Origin of the sequence: Lelliottia wanjuensis, assembly GCF_030238365.1 — a bacterium.
In the GTDB taxonomy this organism is placed as follows: Bacteria; Pseudomonadota; Gammaproteobacteria; order Enterobacterales; family Enterobacteriaceae; genus Enterobacter; species Enterobacter wanjuensis.
Window position 1 is genome coordinate 214,811 of sequence record NZ_JASSOT010000061.1, and the last position, 17,331, is coordinate 232,141.

15 protein-coding genes and 1 pseudogene are annotated in these 17,331 nt (G+C 57.9%); 7 read left to right on the top strand and 9 right to left on the bottom strand.

The genetic code is table 11. From position 1 onward, the window contains the following. Positions 1-40 precede the first annotated feature (40 nt). Positions 41-1,084, top strand: a complete 1,044-nt coding sequence (locus QQF33_RS12715) for an aminopeptidase (RefSeq protein WP_282492810.1) — start codon at positions 41-43, stop codon at positions 1,082-1,084. A gap of 71 nt (positions 1,085-1,155) precedes the next feature. Here QQF33_RS12715 and QQF33_RS12720 read toward each other — a convergent pair whose 3' ends face one another. The 4 genes from QQF33_RS12720 to cysJ all read right to left on the bottom strand — a co-directional run bounded on the left by QQF33_RS12720 (position 1,156) and on the right by cysJ (position 5,919). After that, on the bottom strand, positions 1,156-1,308 hold the full coding sequence (locus QQF33_RS12720) for a Hok/Gef family protein (RefSeq protein WP_285144832.1): 153 nt from the start codon (positions 1,306-1,308) through the stop codon (positions 1,156-1,158). 267 nt (positions 1,309-1,575) lie between these two features. Next, positions 1,576-2,310 carry a phosphoadenosine phosphosulfate reductase gene (cysH, locus tag QQF33_RS12725; protein WP_285150857.1) on the bottom strand — a complete coding sequence of 245 codons (735 nt, stop codon included), beginning with the start codon at positions 2,308-2,310 and terminating at the stop codon, positions 1,576-1,578. A 91-nt stretch (positions 2,311-2,401) separates the two neighbouring features. Beyond that, a complete protein-coding gene (cysI, locus tag QQF33_RS12730) occupies positions 2,402-4,114 on the bottom strand; it encodes an assimilatory sulfite reductase (NADPH) hemoprotein subunit (RefSeq protein WP_285150858.1) in 1,713 nt (570 codons plus the stop codon). Next, the gene (gene cysJ, locus QQF33_RS12735; protein WP_285150859.1) at positions 4,114-5,919 is read right to left on the bottom strand and encodes an NADPH-dependent assimilatory sulfite reductase flavoprotein subunit; all 1,806 of its coding nucleotides are present in this window, start codon (positions 5,917-5,919) and stop codon (positions 4,114-4,116) included. Before cysJ ends, cysI begins: the two co-directional genes overlap by 1 nt. Before the next feature lie 312 nt (positions 5,920-6,231). On the opposite strand from cysJ, the gene queD reads away from it, so the two are divergent. From queD to QQF33_RS12755, 4 genes are all read left to right on the top strand, one after another. Beyond that, positions 6,232-6,594, top strand: coding sequence for a 6-carboxytetrahydropterin synthase QueD (gene queD, locus QQF33_RS12740; protein WP_282492805.1), 363 nt, complete (start codon positions 6,232-6,234; stop codon positions 6,592-6,594). Between the two features lie 81 nt (positions 6,595-6,675). Next, a complete protein-coding gene (locus tag QQF33_RS12745) occupies positions 6,676-7,944 on the top strand; it encodes an FAD-dependent oxidoreductase (RefSeq protein ID WP_285150860.1) in 1,269 nt (422 codons plus the stop codon). Beyond that, positions 7,935-8,207, top strand: coding sequence for a ferredoxin family protein (locus QQF33_RS12750; protein ID WP_285157934.1), 273 nt, complete (start codon positions 7,935-7,937; stop codon positions 8,205-8,207). The genes QQF33_RS12745 and QQF33_RS12750 overlap by 10 nt, the downstream gene beginning before the upstream one ends. A 19-nt stretch (positions 8,208-8,226) precedes the next feature. Beyond that, positions 8,227-8,802, top strand: a complete 576-nt coding sequence (locus QQF33_RS12755; RefSeq protein WP_285150862.1) for a glycerol-3-phosphate responsive antiterminator — start codon at positions 8,227-8,229, stop codon at positions 8,800-8,802. Here QQF33_RS12755 and QQF33_RS12760 read toward each other — a convergent pair. The 5 genes and pseudogenes from QQF33_RS12760 to QQF33_RS12780 all read right to left on the bottom strand — a co-directional run bounded on the left by QQF33_RS12760 (position 8,799) and on the right by QQF33_RS12780 (position 14,087). Continuing rightward, on the bottom strand, positions 8,799-9,626 hold the full coding sequence (locus QQF33_RS12760) for an FAD-binding protein (protein ID WP_285150863.1): 828 nt from the start codon (positions 9,624-9,626) through the stop codon (positions 8,799-8,801). The genes QQF33_RS12755 and QQF33_RS12760 overlap by 4 nt on opposite strands. Further along, a complete protein-coding gene (locus tag QQF33_RS12765) occupies positions 9,623-10,399 on the bottom strand; it encodes an adenine nucleotide alpha hydrolase family protein (protein WP_285150864.1) in 777 nt (258 codons plus the stop codon). Before QQF33_RS12765 ends, QQF33_RS12760 begins: the two co-directional genes overlap by 4 nt. Next, positions 10,377-11,797: pseudogene (locus QQF33_RS12770) on the bottom strand (MFS transporter). Before QQF33_RS12770 ends, QQF33_RS12765 begins: the two are co-directional and overlap by 23 nt. Further along, positions 11,787-13,241 carry an FAD-binding oxidoreductase gene (locus QQF33_RS12775; RefSeq protein WP_282492799.1) on the bottom strand — a complete coding sequence of 485 codons (1,455 nt, stop codon included), beginning with the start codon at positions 13,239-13,241 and terminating at the stop codon, positions 11,787-11,789. Before QQF33_RS12775 ends, QQF33_RS12770 begins: the two are co-directional and overlap by 11 nt. A 60-nt stretch (positions 13,242-13,301) precedes the next feature. Then, positions 13,302-14,087, bottom strand: a complete 786-nt coding sequence (locus QQF33_RS12780; RefSeq protein WP_285150865.1) for an SDR family oxidoreductase — start codon at positions 14,085-14,087, stop codon at positions 13,302-13,304. A gap of 344 nt (positions 14,088-14,431) precedes the next feature. Between QQF33_RS12780 and QQF33_RS12785 the strand changes: the two genes are divergently transcribed. Then, positions 14,432-15,712: an MFS transporter gene (locus tag QQF33_RS12785; RefSeq protein WP_282492797.1), complete on the top strand. Its 1,281-nt coding sequence runs from the start codon at positions 14,432-14,434 to the stop codon at positions 15,710-15,712. Beyond that, entirely contained in the window at positions 15,685-17,163 is a 1,479-nt protein-coding gene (locus QQF33_RS12790; RefSeq protein ID WP_285150866.1) for an FGGY-family carbohydrate kinase, read from the top strand. Before QQF33_RS12785 ends, QQF33_RS12790 begins: the two co-directional genes overlap by 28 nt. Positions 17,164-17,331: the final 168 nt, after the last annotated feature.

Here is a 17,331-nt window from a genome sequence, read left to right on the forward strand (position 1 = left end):
AGGCGCGTTAAAATTTTGTTCTATTTTTTAAGGACTCACTATGTTTCGCGCAATGCGCCACCGTATCGCTGCCCTGGCGTTCGGCGTTTGCTGTATCCTCCCGGCTCAGGCAACCACTCACCCGTTGGGTGATATCGCATCTACTCAGGCGCGCCATATTGCGACCATGTTCCCGGGCCGAATGACGGGCACGCCCGCAGAAATGCTCTCGGCGGATTACGTTCGCCAGCAGTTTGCACAGATGGGCTACCAGAGCGATATTCGCGCCTTTCACAGCCGCTACATTTATACCTCACGCAATAACAGCAAAAACTGGCACAACGTGACCGGCAGTACGGTTATTGCGGCGCATGAGGGCAAAACGGCGCAGCAGATTATTATCATGGCGCATCTGGATACCTTCGCGCCGATGAGCGATGCGGACACCGACAACAATCTCGGCGGCCTGACGCTGCAGGGGATCGACGATAATGCCGCCGGTGTTGGCGTGATGTTAGAGCTGGCCGAGCGCATGAAAGACATTCCGACCCAATACGGCATTCGTTTTGTCGCCACCAGCGGCGAAGAGGAAGGTAAACTCGGCGCGGAAAATCTGCTGGCGCGCATGAGCGCGGCGGAGAAGAAAAACACCCTACTGGTGATCAATCTCGACAACCTGATCGTCGGCGATAAGCTCTATTTCAACAGCGGCAAAAGCACACCGAATTCCGTGCGCAAATTGACGCGCGACCGCGCGCTGGCCATTGCGCGCAGCCAGGGCATTCTGGCGGCGATCAATCCGGGGCGTAACCCTGATTACCCGAAAGGCACCGGCTGCTGCGGCGATGGCGAAGTCTTTGATCAGGCGGGGATCCCGGTGCTGTACGTCGAGGCGACGAACTGGTCGCTGGGCAAAAAAGATGGCTATCAGCAGCGCAACAAATCCAAAGCCTTCCCCGAGGGCACCAGCTGGCATGATGTAAGGCTGGACAACCAGCAGCATATCGATCAGGCGCTGCCCCAGCGCATCGAACATCGCAGCCGTGACGTGGTGAAAGTGATGCTGCCGCTGGTGAAGGAGCTGACGAAAGCGGGGAAAGCCTGAGCAGAAAAGGGAATGGGTGCATGAGGTTAAACCCTGACAGCGCGATACGCGGGGTTACCCCCGCGTTGTTGCTACTTCTTCGGTTCGCAAGCAAGAACAGCTCTGAACTCCATACCACGCTCTCTGACACTCAACTCGCAAAGCGAGTCTCGCACCATCAAGGTGAATCCTAATGCTGTGGCACACAGCACGATGATTGCCACCAGGGCGTATTTGGTCAGCATGTATTGCCTCCATGCAAAGAAGAGGCTAACATCCGAACTGTTCGGGTTCAGACGTCGGCCTCAGGTGGATAGAAATATCTCCTGGGGCTTTCGCCTAACTGGAACCTTGAAAATGCTCAAAGCCAGTTAGCCTCAAGCACCCGCCGCCATAGTACGTACCACACCGTCCCTGCCCAAACCTGTCGTGCTAAATGCAGAATGCGCCTCGCAATAAAAATGCCCCCGCTCATGACAAACGGAGGCATCAGACAGCTTTCAACTCAAAACTTACCCTTCGTGCAGCCCGCACTCGCGCTTGAGCCCGAAGAAGCGCGTCTCTTCTTCTGCCATGCCCGGCTCCCACTTGCGGGTGGTATGGGTGTCGCCCACCGACAGATAGCCCTGATCCCACAGCGGATGGTATTTCAGCCCGTGCTGTTGCAGATACTGGTAAACGGTGCGGTTGTCCCAGTCGATAATTGGCAGGACTTTAAATACCCCGCGCTGAATGCCCAGCACCGGTAAACTCGCCCGACTGCCGGACTGCTCACGGCGTAAACCAGCAAACCAGGTTTTAGCGTTCAGCTCACTCAGCGCCCGATTCATCGGCTCGACTTTATTGAGCTCATTGTATTTCTCAATGCCCTCAACGCCCTGCTCCCACAGCTTACCGTAGCGCGCTTCCTGCCACGCTGCGCTTTGCTCCGCGCGATAGACCTTAAGATTCAGCTTGAGTTTATCCGTCAGCTCATCGATGAACTGATAGGTTTCCGGGAACAGGAAGCCGGTATCCGTGAGGATCACCGGAATGTCCGGGCGGATCTGATTCACCAGATGCAAACTCACCGCCGCCTGAATGCCAAAGCTCGACGAGAGCACATAATCGCCCGGCAGGTTTTCCAGCGCCCACGCGACGCGGCCCTGTGCGTCGAGTTTCTCAAGCTGGGCGTTGGTTTCTGCGAGCGCGAGAATGCGTTCGACTTTGGGCAGATCGTTAAGGGCGTTTAGATCGAGTCTGGACATAAGTTCCTCACTGTTTGCGTTGCCTGATGGCGCTTCGCTTATCAGGCCTACAAAAACCGTCTGCGCTAGCGCCACCGGGCAACAGACCGCACTACTCCCAGAAATCCCGCGCCGGATCGAGCACCGGACGGACGATGCCCGCACGCACCGTAAAGTCGCCGAAGCCTTCACCCGCTTCGCGCTCTTTCGCCCAGCGTCCGACCAGTTCGTCGAGGGAGTCGAGAATTTCCGGTTCAGTAATATTTTCGCGATACATGCGCGGAATGCGCGTCCCGCTGCGGTTCCCGCCAAGATGGACGTTGTAGCGTCCCGGCGCTTTCCCCACCAGCCCCAGCTCCGCCAGCAGCGCACGGCCACAGCCGTTCGGGCAGCCGGTCACGCGCATCACGATGTGTTCGTCGCCGATGCCGTGTTTCTCCAGCACCGCTTCCACTTTATCGGTGAACGACGGCAGGAAACGCTCGGCCTCGGCCATCGCCAGCGGACAGGTCGGGAAGGAGACGCAGGCCATCGAATTTTCGCGCTGCGGTTTCACCGCATCCATCAGCGTATGCTCGCGCGCCAGCTTCTCAATCTTCGCTTTCTGGCTTTCCGGCACTCCGGCGATGATCAGGTTCTGGTTCGCCGTGATGCGGAACTCGCCTTTATGGATCTTAGCAATTTCCAGCAGACCGGTTTTCAGCGGACGGCCTGGATAATCCAGAATACGACCGTTCTCGATAAACAGCGTCAGGTGCCATTTATTGTCGATGCCTTTCACCCAGCCGATACGATCGCCGCGACCTGTGAACTCGTACGGGCGGATCGGCGCGAAGGTAATGCCTGCACGACGCTCCACTTCCGCCTTGAAGGTCTCGACGCCGACGCGCTCAAGGGTGTATTTGGTTTTCGCGTTTTTACGATCCGTACGGTTGCCCCAGTCGCGCTGGGTCGTCACCACCGCTTCGGCCACCGCCAGGGTGTGCTCCAGCGGGATATAGCCAAACTCGCTCGCCGTACGGGCGTAGGTTTTCTTGTTGCCGTGCTCAATCGACAGACCGCCGCCCACCAGCAGGTTAAAGCCCACCAGCTTGCCGTTCTCGGCAATCGCCACGAAGTTCATGTCGTTGGCGTGCAGATCGATATCGTTCTGTGGCGGGATCACCACGGTGGTTTTGAACTTACGCGGCAGATAGGTCTGACCGAGGATCGGCTCTTCGTCCGTGGTCGCGACCTTCTCCTGATCGAGCCAAATCTCCGCATAAGCGCGAGTGCGCGGCAGCAGATGTTCAGAGATCTTTTTCGCCCATTCGTAGGCTTCGGCGTGCAGCTCAGACTCGAACGGGTTCGAGGTGCAAAGCACGTTACGGTTCATGTCGTTGGCGGTCGCCAGCGCGTCGAGACCCACGGAGTGCAGCATCTGATGCACCGGCTTGACGTTCTTCTTCAGAATGCCGTGGAACTGGAAGGTCTGACGGTTAGTCAGACGAATGCTGCCGTAAATAGTGTTGTCATGGGCGAACTTATCAATCGCCTGCCACTGCTTCGTGGTGATGACACCACCCGGCAGACGACAGCGCAGGAGCATCGCATGACGCGGTTCGAGTTTTTGCTCAGCACGCTCGGCGCGGATATCGCGGTCGTCCTGCTGGTACATGCCGTGGAAGCGGATCAGCAGGAAGTTGTCGCCTTTGAAACCGCCAGTCAGACCGTCATTTAAATCTTCGGCAATGGTGCCGCGCAGGTAGTTGCTCTCTACCTTCATGCGCTCGGCGTCCGTCAGTTTGCCTTCGACCACCAGTGGGCCAGGGTGTTTTTCGCTCATTAGTAGACATCTCGCTGATAACGGCGCTCTACGCGCAGCTCACTTAAAAATTCGTCCGCCGTTTCGGCATCCATACCACCGAATTCGGCAATCACTTCCAGCAAAGCCTGCTCGACGTCTTTCGCCATGCGATTCGCGTCGCCACAGACATAAAGATGGGCACCGTCATTGATCCATGCCCACAGCTCTGCGCCCTGTTCGCGCAGTTTGTCTTGTACGTATATTTTTTGTTTCTGGTCGCGAGACCAGGCCAGATCGATGCGGTTCAGCACGCCCTCTTTGACGTAGCGTTGCCACTCCACCTGATAAAGGAAATCTTCCGTAAAGTGCGGGTTGCCGAAGAACAGCCAGTTTTTGCCCGGCGCTTCATCCGCCGCGCGCTGCTGCAGGAAGGCGCGGAACGGCGCGATGCCGGTGCCAGGACCAATCATGATCACCGGTGTTTCCGGGTTGGCCGGCAGACGGAAGTTGTCGTTGTGCTCGATGAACACCCGCACTTCGCCCTCTTCTTCGACGCGATCGGCGAGGAAGCTCGATGCCCCACCGGCGCGCGCCCGGCCTTCAATATCAAAGCGTACCGCGCCGACGGTGATGTGCACTTCGCTCTCCACTTCCGCCTGCGATGAGGCGATGGAGTAGAGGCGCGGCGTCAGCGGACGCAGCAGGCCGATGAGTGCCTCGGCATCCAGCTGAGCTGGCGCAAAACGCACCATGTCAACAATCGGCGTGGTCGCCGCGTAATGCTGGAGTTTGGCTTTGTCGCCCACCAGCGGCAGCAGGGATTCGCTGCGCGTCAGAGTGGCGTAATTCTCAACGATGTTCGCCGTGTTGACCGTCAGCTCGAAATGCCACTGGAGCGCTTCGGAGAGCGGCAGGGTTTTGCCGTCATGGGTGACGGTTTCGGTGCCTTTCAGCCACAGCAGCTCTACCAGCTCTTTCACAAGCTTTGGATCGTTCTGATACCAGACGCCGAGCGCATCGCCCGGCTGATAGCGTAAACCGGAATCCCCGAGATCGATTTCGATATGGCGAACGTCTTTTTCCGAGTTGCGACCGGTGATTTTCTGGTTCACCGACAGGCTCGCCGTCAGCGGCGCTTCTTTGGTGTACGGGCTGGTCAGCACTTCGTTGACCACGCCCGACGCGGTCACCGCGGCCTGCGCGGCGGACTCCGTCGGGACGCGCGCTTTCAGCACCTCAACGATGCGTGCGCGCCACTCGGCAGCGGCGGGCTGATATTCCACGTCAGCATCCACGCGATCGAGCAGGCGCTCTGCGCCCAGCTCCGCCAGTTTGCTGTCGAAGTCTTTGCCGGACTGGCAGAAGAATTCATAGGAAGTATCGCCGAGGCCAAAGACCGCAAACGCGGTGCCGTCGAGTTTTGGCGCTTTTTTCGAGAACAGGAATTTATGCAGCGCAACCGCTTCTTCCGCCGGTTCGCCCTCGCCCTGCGTGGAGGCCACCACGACCACCAGTTTTTCTGACGCGATTTGTTTGAATTTATAATCCCCGGCGTTGACCAGGTTCACGTTCAGTTTGGCGGCCAGCAGGTCGTCGCGCAGCGCTTCTGCCACGCGGCGGGCGTTGCCCGTTTGCGACGCAGAAATCAGCGTAATCGCCGGGATTTCAACGGCAGCAGGCGCTGCGGTGACAACAGCCCCAGGCTGTTGATTAAGCATTCCCCAGAAATAACCGGAGACCCAGGCGAGCTGGGTGGGTGACAAATCAGTGGTGGCCGCCTGAAGGCGCGCCAGTTGCTCCGGGTTCAGGGGAAGCAAATTCGAAGGTGGGGCCTGTGTTGTCATGCGTTGTTATGTTCCAGTAGCAAAGCGGAATTTATGCAAAAAGACCAAACTAGAGATAAGGTTAACGGCGGGAATAATAACAATTAAAGAAGGGATGGAAATAATAAATAACCAAAAGAACTAACCGCTTTTAGTCATGGTTCTTAACATTAAAACCGATAAAGCAACCTGTTGAATTAGCTGGCTTTTATAGTCACAAAGGATGAGAAAAGCTCGCATCCGGGACAAGGGCCGTTTTAGTTAATGCGAAAAAAGGGTCTTTCCGGTACTATGCGGCGGTTTTTTCCGCATTCGCATTACTGAGAGCACATCATGTCCACCACACTGTTTAAAGATTTCATCTTCGAAGCCGCCCACCACCTGCCGCATGTTCCAGAAGGACACAAATGCGGCCGTCTGCACGGACACTCGTTCATGGTGCGTCTTGAAATTACCGGTGAAGTCGATCCGCACACGGGCTGGATCATGGACTTCTCCGAGCTGAAAGCCGCTTTCAAGCCGACCTACGACCGACTCGATCACTATTATCTGAATGATATTCCCGGCCTTGAAAATCCGACCAGCGAAGTGCTGGCGAAATGGATCTGGGATCAGATGAAACCTCTGGTTCCGCTGCTGAGCAGCGTGATGATCAAAGAGACCTGCACGGCCGGCTGCGTTTATCGCGGCGAGTGATTTTTGCCTTTGAGGCAGCGGTCAAACTCCCTTTAATTTCGCTATGTTAGGGTTGTGCGTTCTCAGGAAAAGGAGCGCAAGGTGGCGGACGATTTTGACCTTATTATCATTGGCGCAGGGATTGCCGGTTCGACCTGCGCTCTGCTCAGTGCCCGCGCCGGATTGTCCGTTCTGCTCATCGAGCGCGGCGAACAGCCCGGCAGCAAAAACCTCTCTGGCGGCAGGCTTTACGGTTACGCCCTCGCCGATATTCTCCCCGATTTTCACACTCATGCGCCCTTAGAGCGGCGTATTACCCGCGAGCATTTCTCTCTGTTAACCGCTGATGGGGCGACGACCCTGTGCGCGCAAAACCCGGCGAGCCCGTCGTGGAGCCTGCTCCGCGCCCGGTTCGATCCCTGGCTGGCCGCGCAGGCGGAAGCCGCGGGCGCTCAATTGCTGTGTGGCGTGACTGTCGATGCGTTGCACCGCGAACAGGGCCGCATTACGGGCGTGATGTGCGAGGGAGAGTTGCTGAGCGCGCGCGTCGTGGTGCTGGCCGAAGGGGCAAACACCCTGCTCGCCGAGCAGCAAAATCTGGTTTCTCGCCCGTCGATGGAGCAGATGGCGCTGGGCATTAAAGAGACGCTCGCCCTTGACCCCGCGCGCATTCAGGACCGTTTCCATCTGGAAGAGAACGACGGCGCGGCCTGGTTGTTCAGCGGGCAAATCTGCGGCACTAAACCCGCCGGAGCGTTCCTCTACACCAATCAGCACTCCCTTTCGCTGGGGATTGTCGCGCCGCTGGCGTCCCTGCGAAACGGCCCTGGCTCCGCCTCCTCTCTGCTGGCAAAACTGAAACATCACCCGACGCTGCGCCCGTTAATTCGCGACGCCGAACCCCTGGAATATGCCGCCCATCTTGTGCCGGAAGGCGGTCTGAATTCGGTGCCCCTGCAGCGCGCCGGTGAGGGCTGGCTACTGATTGGCGATGCCCTGCGCACCTGCATCAATACCGGCGTGACGGTCCGGGGGATGGACACCGCGATGCTAAGCGCCCAGGCCGCCGCGCAGGCGCTCATCGGCCATTTCCACGCGCCTGAAAAACCACTGCAAACGCTGTTTGACCGCGAGCTGGAACGCAGCGCGCTCTGGCATCAGCTCCAGCGCTACCGCGATGTTCCTGCCCTGCTGCAGCGGGAGAGTTTTTATCACCAGTGGCCGGAATTCAGCCGTGCCGTGATGCGCGATTTAACGCGCGCAGGAGCCGACGCTAATCCGCCCCTGTGGCGCATCCTGTTGCGTCATACGCGCCGCTTCGGCGTTGCGCGGATGGGCGCTGATATTCTGAGGAGTCTGCGATGTCTGTAAACGAAAGTCTGGTGCACAATTGCTACCATCCCGCCACAGAACCCCACATTCAGCTGCGAGAAAACCTCCGCGACGAGCAGATTTTACTCCTGCAAAAGATCTGCCCTGCAGGGTTGTTTACGCCCGATTCTGCTGGCAGGGTAAATGTGCATTTTCAGGGCTGCCTGGAGTGCGGCTGCTGCCGACTTCTGGCGGGCAGCGACGCGCTAGCCGGGTGGCAGCATCCCCCTTCCGGCGCGGGGCTGACCCTGCGTTTTGGCTAAAAATAATAAGGATCAACGCGTGCCAATTCTTCACCTGCTCAGACAAAACCCGGTTATCGCGGCGGTTAAAGACAACGCCAGCCTGCAGCTGGCTATCGATTCAGAGTGCCAGTTTATTTCCGTGCTCTACGGCAATATCTGCACCATCACCGGGATCGTGCAAAAGATCAAACAGGCCGGGAAAATGGCCTTTATCCATGTCGATTTACTGGAAGGGGCGTCGAATAAAGAGATCGTGATTCAGTTTCTCAAGCTGGTGACCCAGGCCGACGGGATCATCAGCACCAAGCCGAACATGCTGAAAGCCGCCCGCGCCGAGGGCTTTTTCTGCATTCACCGCCTGTTTATCGTCGACTCGATTTCGTTTCATAACATCGATAAGCAGGTGGCGCAGTCCAACGCCGACTGCATCGAAATCCTGCCGGGCTGTATGCCGAAGGTGCTGAACTGGGTCACGGAAAAAGTGCGCCAGCCGCTGATTGCGGGCGGTCTGGTGTGCGATGAAGAGGACGCCCGCAACGCGATCGCCGCCGGCGTGCTGGCGCTCTCCACCACCAATACCGACGTCTGGACGCTGGCAAAAGATCTGAATTAAACCCGGCACGCCACCAGCGCCTGAAGCACTTCCTGCGCATCTCCCACCACACCCACGTCCGCCGCGGCAAACACGGCGGCGTCTCGATCCTGATTGATCGCCACAATAAACCGACTTTGCGCCACGCCCGCCATAAACGCCGACGCGCCGGACGCGCCCGCGATCAGGCACACCTCGGGTGCGACGCTTTGTCCGGAGATCCCGAGCATTCGTTGTTCATCGCAGCCGCCCGCCATCACTCTTTGCCGGGTGAAGGCGGGCTCAGCGTCGAGTGCAGCGGCGAGTTGTTCAAAAATCTCACCCGTCGCTCCCTGCCCCGTCGCCAGTACAACGCGCGCGGACTGCAACGGATGCGCGGATTTGGTGAGGATTTCAGGCTCCGGTAATCCGCCAGAAATCTCAATCGGCACCATCTCTGTGGTGGGAATATCCGTCGGGAACACAGCATTAAGGCGAGGAAGATTCGCCGCCAGCGACAGGCAAATCGGGCGACGTTCAGGCCGCAGCGTGGCCGTCAGGGCGCTGCCGTAAACGGCTTTGGTGACGGTGTGCGTCTCGTTGTTCCAGCTCTGGACCTGGCAAATTGCGCTTCCGTGCAGACGCCACGCCAGCCGGGTGGCCAGTTCGTCGCCTGCCGCTGAGGAGGGAAACAGCACCATCTCCGGCGAATCGGTGATAAACGCCGCTTCCAGCGCGGGCAGCTGCGCCTCTGTGTTTCCTCCGTTTACGCGCCAGCAACACTGCGGGTGAAGTTGATGAGCGGCCAGAAAATCCGCCATCGGGCCTTCGTCTTCGGGTTTGAGTATCACCATCGCGATCTTCATGGCTTCATCCTCTGCGCCAGGTAATCATTCCACAGACGCTGCGCGGCCTGCGGGGCGGGTTCGTCGATGATGATCCCGCTGCGGCGAGGGAGGTGGCGCGCGAGACTGAGGCAGGAGATTGTTGCTGCCGCCACCTCGCATGGCCGCTGTTCGATCTCCGCTTTCGCCGCCGCCAGCCGCGCCCGCATGCCCGGCACCCGCAGCGCCATCTGCCCGTGATTCTGCACTCTCAGCACTGCTGGCTGATGCACCGACCACCGGCTGCGCTGGTGCAAATCCTCACACTCGACGATAAAGCCCTCTCCGTCCACGTTCAATCCGCATACGGAAGACAAACAGGGCCAGCCGAGCATCTCCGCCAGCAGCCAGCCGGTTTGTCCGTTCTGACCTTCGCTGCTTTGCGTGCCCAGCAGCACCAGACCCGCGTTCTGTTCCCGAACCTGTTCCGCCAGCTGCTGCGCCACAAACGCGGGGGAAAAGCGGAGCTCCTCCTCGCAGGTCAGCAACGTCCGGCGGGAAAACCCCAGCGCCGCCAGATGGCGCAGCATCGGCAGCGCGCGGTCGTCGCCAATCGTCACTGCGCTGAGTTCCAGTGCAGGATTAACGTCGCGCGCCAGCAGCATCAGCTCCGCCGCGCCCTGCTCGTCATTGCCCATGAGCGAGCGCATCAGCGTGCGATCCGGGCCCGTTCCACTGCGGGCCGCCGCCTGCCAGTCGGCCTCTGACAGCATCGACAGATCCGGCTCGGCCTTAAATGCCAACAGAATGTTCATTCACCTTTCCCAGCGGCTTTGGCGGCAGCTCGGCCGCCTCCACCAGCGATAGATTTTTGGTTTCCGGCGCCCACAGGAGCGACACCAGCAGCCCGACCAGCAGGACCGCGACCAGCATCAGCAGCGTGTTGCGCATTCCCCAGGAGAGCAGCGCCATCGGCAGCAGCCCGGTGGCGATCGCCGCGCCGAGTCGGCTCATGGCGGTGGCGAAACCCACGCCCAGGGAGCGAATGTCGGTCGGGAAACTCTCAGCGGGCAGAATTCCGACCAGGTTGCTCGCCGCCGAAATCGCGGTGCTGAACAGCACGAACAGCAGCAGGATCAGAGTGCTGTTGCTGGCGGGTGTGAAGGCCAGCGCCGTGAGCGTCAGCGCCAGCAGCAGAAAGCTGCTGATGAGAAACTGGCGTCGGGAGAGCGACCAGGTGAGCACCAGCCCGAGCAGCGCGCCGACAATCAGCAGGCTGTTGAGGATCAGGCTCGCGGTCAGGGCATCTTCCAGACCAATCGTCCCGGCGATGGTCGGCAGCCAGGTGTAAATCACAAACCACGGCACCACCAGACAGATAAAGAACAGGCTGTTAAACGCCGTGCGCCGCCAGTAGCGGGCGGAAAACAGCGTGCGGATATGGCGGGTGGTGACGCTGGCAATTTCATCGCCGGGCAGCACATTCGCCCCCAGAAAGCGCCGCACCACCGCGTGCGCTTCGCCGATCCGCCCCTGGCGCATCAGCCAGCGGGGCGATTCCGGCGTGCCCATCCGCAACAGGGTGATCGCCAGCGCCGGGAAGGCGGCGGAGGCCAGCAGCCAGCGCCAGGTTTCGGGTTCACTGTTGATCCACAGATGCCCCGCCACGCTCGCCAGCACGTAGCCGATGGTCCAGACCACGCTGAACGCGCCGAGCAGCATGCCGCGATAGCGTTTGGGGGAAAATTCCGCCAGCAGCGTGTGGCCCACGGAGTAGTCGCCGCCGAGGCCAAAACCGATTAAGACGCGCAGAAAAATCAGCTGTTCCGGCGAGGTGACAAAAAACTGCAGAAAGGAGGCCAGGGTGATCAGCAGAAAGCTGAAGGTGAAGATGCGCTGGCGGCCAATGTGATCGGAGATCCAGCCCAGAATCAGGCTGCCGAGAAACAGACCAAACAGCGCCGAGCCGCCGACCATCCCCTCCTGCATCGCCGTCAGGTTCATCTGTGACTGGAGCGGAATAATCGCGTAGCCGATGACGCCGAGCACGTAGCCGTCGGTCAGATGGGCACCAAAAGTGAGACCGGCAATACGCCAGTGAAAGCGGGTTAGCGGCAGATCGTCCATTCGTACGGGTGACGCGCTCATGGCTCCCCCTTCAGGAAAAAGGACGGCTTCCCCGAGGAGAAGCCGTAGCAGTGATTATTTTTCAATCGGATAGATGGTTCCGGTATTCATAATGCCATTCGGATCGAACTGTTTTTTCAGCCCTTCCAGCAGCGCCCAGGCGGTGCCGTGCTCCGCTTTCGCCCAGTGCACGCGGTGCTTACCGATACCGTGGTGGTGCACCATCGAACCGCCGAGGGCGATCGTCTCTTCGCAGATGATTTTGTTCAGCGGGTTGTGGTACTTGTCGATCTCCTCTTCCGGCTTACAGTCCACCACGTTGTAGTCGTAGACGAAGTACATGTTGGTGCCATTGATGTAGCTGTGGGAGGAGTGGCCGCCGAGCATGGTGATGTCGTCCGCGTGCGGGAATTCAGTGCGGATACGGTGGATCACGCGCTCGTAAATCTGGTTGATGCAGCTCCAGTCACCGGACACTTCGGTGGTGAAGCCCATGTTGCCGGTTTTGAGGATCTGCACGCGCTCGGCAGCCACTTTTTCCGGGCCCCAGTTGAGGTTGTTGAACCAGTTTTCGATCAGCTTGCTGTCCACGCGGGTGCACTGCGGGTAGCGCGCCACAATCTCGGCGATCCCTTCCCCGGTGGCGCGCGCCATGCGCGGATTGCCTTCGGCCATAAAGATCATCACGCATTTGCCTTCAGCAAAATGGGTGAAGTGCTGCGTTCCGTCTTCGGCGTCGTACAGGCGGGCAATCGACGGACGATAGCCTTCGACCATCACTTCGCGCAGGATCTCAAAGCCGGTTTTCATCTCGTCGAGAATGTAGCCATAGTAGAGATTGTTTTCCGGGGTGAATTTGAAAATTTTCACTGTCACTTCAGTGATGTAGCACAGCGCCCCTTCGTTGCCGATGATGATATGACGGATGTCAGGCCCGGCGGCACGACGCGGCACGTTCTTGATGCGGGTAATGGTGCCGTTCGGCAGCACCGCTTCCAGCCCGACCACCATATCTTCGATCGCGCCATAAAGAGTGGAAAACTGGCCGATACTGCGCGTCGCCACGAGCCCGCCCATCTGCGCCAGCGGTTTGGACTGCGGGGAATGGCCGGTGGTGTAGCCTTTGGCGCGCAGCGCGTTTTCCAGCACTTCCAGCGGGACGCCGCACTGGGCGGTGGCCTGCATGTTTTCGATATCAATATCGATAATTTTGTTCATCCCGGAGCCGTCGAGCACCAGCGAGTTTTTCACCACCGTTTCCAGCCCGCCTTCCGTTGCGGAAGCTCCCGTACGCGGTACGCCGTTGATTTTGTGCTGATTCATAAATGCCAGCACGTCGGAAACCTGCTGCGTCGAGCCAAGTTTCACCACCGCCGCGGGCAGAGGCAGGGTAAACACGCCGTGAATATCGGCATATTTTCGAAAGCGGTCGACGCTGTTTTTCTTCAGTACGTTTTCATCGGTCACCACGCGCTCGGGACCGACAATTTCTTTTACCTGTTCAACAATTGCTTCGCGGGATAAAGACATAATAATTCCTTTCTGATTTAACGGTAATAAACAGAAACCACCGGATTAAGCGGAAAATGATTAACGGACTAAATAGCCGCCATCGACAACTAATAAATGACCATTGACATAATCAGACGCACGACTGGAGAGATAAACCATCGCCCCCATTAAATCCTGAGTATCGCCCCAGCGATTCGCCGGAATATGATCCAGTACGCGCTGATTGGTTTCAGGATTACTGCGGGTAGCGGTGGTAATTTCCGTGGCGTAATATCCCGGCGCAATGCCGTTGACCTGAATATTATATTGCCCGAGTTCGTCACAATAGGCTTTGGTGAATCCAGCGAGGGCATGTTTTGTCGCCGAATAGGCCGGGGACCACTGGCCGCCTAAATAAGAGAACAGCGAACAAATATTAATGATTTTTCCGCTCTGCTGCGGGATCATAATTTTCGCCGCTTCATGGCTTAATTCAAATGCCGCCGTCAGGTTGACGTCGATCATCGGGTCCCAGTCAGCACGACCAAAATCCAGCACTTTATTCAGCTTACAGATCCCGGCGTTGTTAACCAGAATATCGACGGTGCCAAAACGCTCGCAGCAGGCGGCGATAATCTTGCGCGGCGCGCCGTCGCCGGTGATGTCCACCTGCATAAATTCGACTTCCACGCCCTGCTGCTCAATCAGCTCGCGGGTTTCGCCGTTGTCTTTGATAAAGCTCGGGATAAACAGGTTGGCTCCCGCTTTTGCCAGCGCCATGGCGAACGCCTGGCCCAGGCCGCTGTTGCCCCCGGTGACGATCGCCGTTTTTCCCTTCAGGGAGAAGAAATCCATAGAAAATGCGTTAAGCGACTCGATAGACATAATGTGGCTCCACAATCCTTTAGGCAAAAAAAAAGAAAGGCAACTTCCCCCGGTAAGAGGGAAGTCACCTTTCTCATGTTCTCTGGTAACTGTGGATAATTTGTAGCATAGCCAGGTAGAGTCTAATGTGATGGAAATCACAGAGCCGTGTTTCAGCCCCATGAAATAACAAATGGTCAGAAGCGTGATTATTCTCACACTCAAACACCGTCACGCATGTTATTTGTAGTGTAATTACTAGAGACCAAGAGAAAAGTAATCCTCCTGAAAAGGCGGTTTACTTTTCTCTTTTTTTTGTTTGTTTTTTACCCTATTAACCTGCACCACTAACGTGAGAGATCCCTATGCAACATTCACCCTGGCGTCGCTGGATTACCCTCGCCATTATTAGTTTTAGCGGTGGCGTGAGTTTTGATCTCGCCTATTTGCGCTATATCTATCAAATCCCGATGGCAAAATTTATGGGATTTAGCAATACCGAAATAGGGTTAATCATGAGTACTTTCGGAATAACCGCAATTATTCTCTACGCGCCGAGTGGGGTTATTGCCGATAAATTTTCGCACCGCAAGATGATTACCTCCGCGATGATCATTACCGGCCTGCTAGGATTTATCATGGCCACCTATCCCCCGCTGTGGGTGATGCTGCTGATTCAGGTGGCGTTCGCCATCACCACTATTTTGATGCTTTGGTCGGTATCCATCAAAGCCGCGTCAATGCTCGGCGACAGCAGCGAGCAGGGTAAGATCATGGGCTGGATGGAAGGGCTGCGTGGCGTGGGGGTAATGTCGCTGGCGGTGTTTACCATGTGGGCCTTTTCGCGCTTTGCGCCGGACGACGCTAACAGCCTGAAAACGGTGATCATGATCTACAGCGTGGTCTACATTCTGCTCGGGATCTTGTGCTGGTTCTTTGTCGCCGACGGGACGAGCCAGAACGCGCCCGGCGCGGTGGCAGACAAGAAAACCTTTCAGCTCAGCGACATTCTTTCGGTTCTGCGCATCAGCACCACCTGGTACTGCAGCCTGATTATTTTCGGGGTGTACACGATCTACGCCATCCTCAGCTACTCCACCAACTATCTGACGGAAATGTACGGTATGTCGCTGGTGGCGGCGAGCTACATGGGGATCGTGATCAATAAAATCTTCCGCGCCTTCTGCGGCCCGCTCGGCGGGATCATCACCACCTACAGCCGGGTGAAATCCCCGACGCGGGTGATTCAGATCTTGTCTGTGGTCAGTGCGCTGACGCTGGCGGCGCTGCTCGCCACCAACAGCCAACCGCAGTCCGTCGCCATCGGGATTGGCCTGATTCTGCTGCTGGCCTTTACCTGCTACGCCTCTCGTGGGCTCTATTTTGCCTGCCCCGGCGAGGCGCGTACGCCGACCTTTATCATGGGCACCACCGTCGGGATCTGCTCGGTGATCGGCTTTCTGCCGGATGTCTTTGTTTACCCTATCGTCGGCCACTGGCAGGATACGCTGCCTGCCGCCGAAGCCTATCGCAATATGTGGATGATGGGACTGTGCGCCGTGTGCATGGTGATCGTCTTTACGTTCCTGCTGTTTCGGAAAATCAAAGGAGAAGAGCAATGTCGAAGCATTACATCATTGGAATAGATGGCGGGAGTCAGAGTACCAAAGTGGTGATGTACGACCTCAAGGGAAACGTGGTGTGCGAAGGCAAGGGGCTGTTGCAGCCGATGCACACGCCCGATGCCGACACGGTGGAACATCCCGACGACGATCTCTGGACTTCCCTGTGCGCTGCGGGAAAAGATCTGATGCGCCAGTTCGGCGGCAAGCCGGAGGAGATTGTCGGGATTGGTCTCGGGTCGATCCGCTGCTGTCGCGCTCTGCTCAAAGCCGACGGCACGCCCGCTGCGCCGCTCATCAGCTGGCAGGACGCGCGCGTGACGCGCCCGTATGAACATACGCAGAAAGACGTGGCTTACGTCACCTCGTTTTCGGGTTATCTCTCGCACCGTCTGACGGGCGAGCGCAAAGACAACATCGCCAACTACTTCGGTCAGTGGCCGGTGGATTACAAAACCTGGGACTGGAGCGAGGACGAGGCGGTCTTTACGAAATTCAACATCCCACGCGAGATGCTGTTTGACGTGCAGATGCCCGGCACGGTGCTGGGCCATATCACCCCGGAGGCCGCAAAAGCGACAGGTTTCCCGCAGGGTCTGCCGGTGGTGTGCAGTACCAGCGACAAAGCGGTCGAAGCGCTGGGTGCCGGTCTGCTCGACGATGAAACGGCGGTGATTTCGCTTGGCACCTATATCGCGCTGATGATGAACGGCACCACGCTGCCAAAAGATCCGCAGGCCTACTGGCCGATTATGTCGTCGATTCCTGAAACTCTGCTGTACGAGGGTTATGGCATTCGCAAAGGGATGTGGACGGTGAGCTGGCTGCGCGACATGCTCGGCGAATCTCTGATTCAGGATGCCAAATCCCAGGGCGTCTCACCGGAAGATTATCTCAATCAGAAAGCCAGCCACGTACCGCCGGGCTGCGACGGCCTGATGACCGTCCTCGACTGGCTGACCAACCCGTGGGAGCCGTATAAGCGTGGGATCATGATTGGCTTTAACGCCACCATGGATTACGCGTGGATCTACCGCTCGATTCTGGAGAGCATCGCCCTGACGCTGAAGAACAACTACGACAACATGTGCGCTGAAAGGCAGCACGTGGCGAAGCGGCTGATCATCACCGGCGGCGGCTCGAACAGCGATCTGTTTATGCAGATTTTCGCCGACGTGTTTAACCTGCCGACGCAGCGCAATGCGATCAACGGCTGCGCCAGCTTAGGTTCGGCCATTAATGCGGCGGTCGGGCTGGGTGTGTATCCCTCTTATCAGCAGGCGGTGGAGAAGATGGTGCGGGTTAAAGATGTGTTTACGCCGGTCGCGGCCCATGCGGCACGCTATGAGGCGATGAACAAAGGGATCTTCAGGGAGCTCACTCAGCACACGGACCCGATTTTGAAAAAATCGTACGCGGTTTTCCATGGGGATTTGAACGAGGTGGAGGCGATTCAGAGCTGGTCGAACGCGTAGATTTTTTTGCCGGGTGGGTGCGGTCTGATGCCCTCACCCCTGCCCTTATGTCTTGATCTTCTCCGCTTCTGCGGAGAAGATCCCCGACTGATCATCGGGAGGTTACCGGTGAGCATCACCCGGCCCTGGTGCCACTGAGCCCGTGGGAGAGATTATGCCCCGGTAACC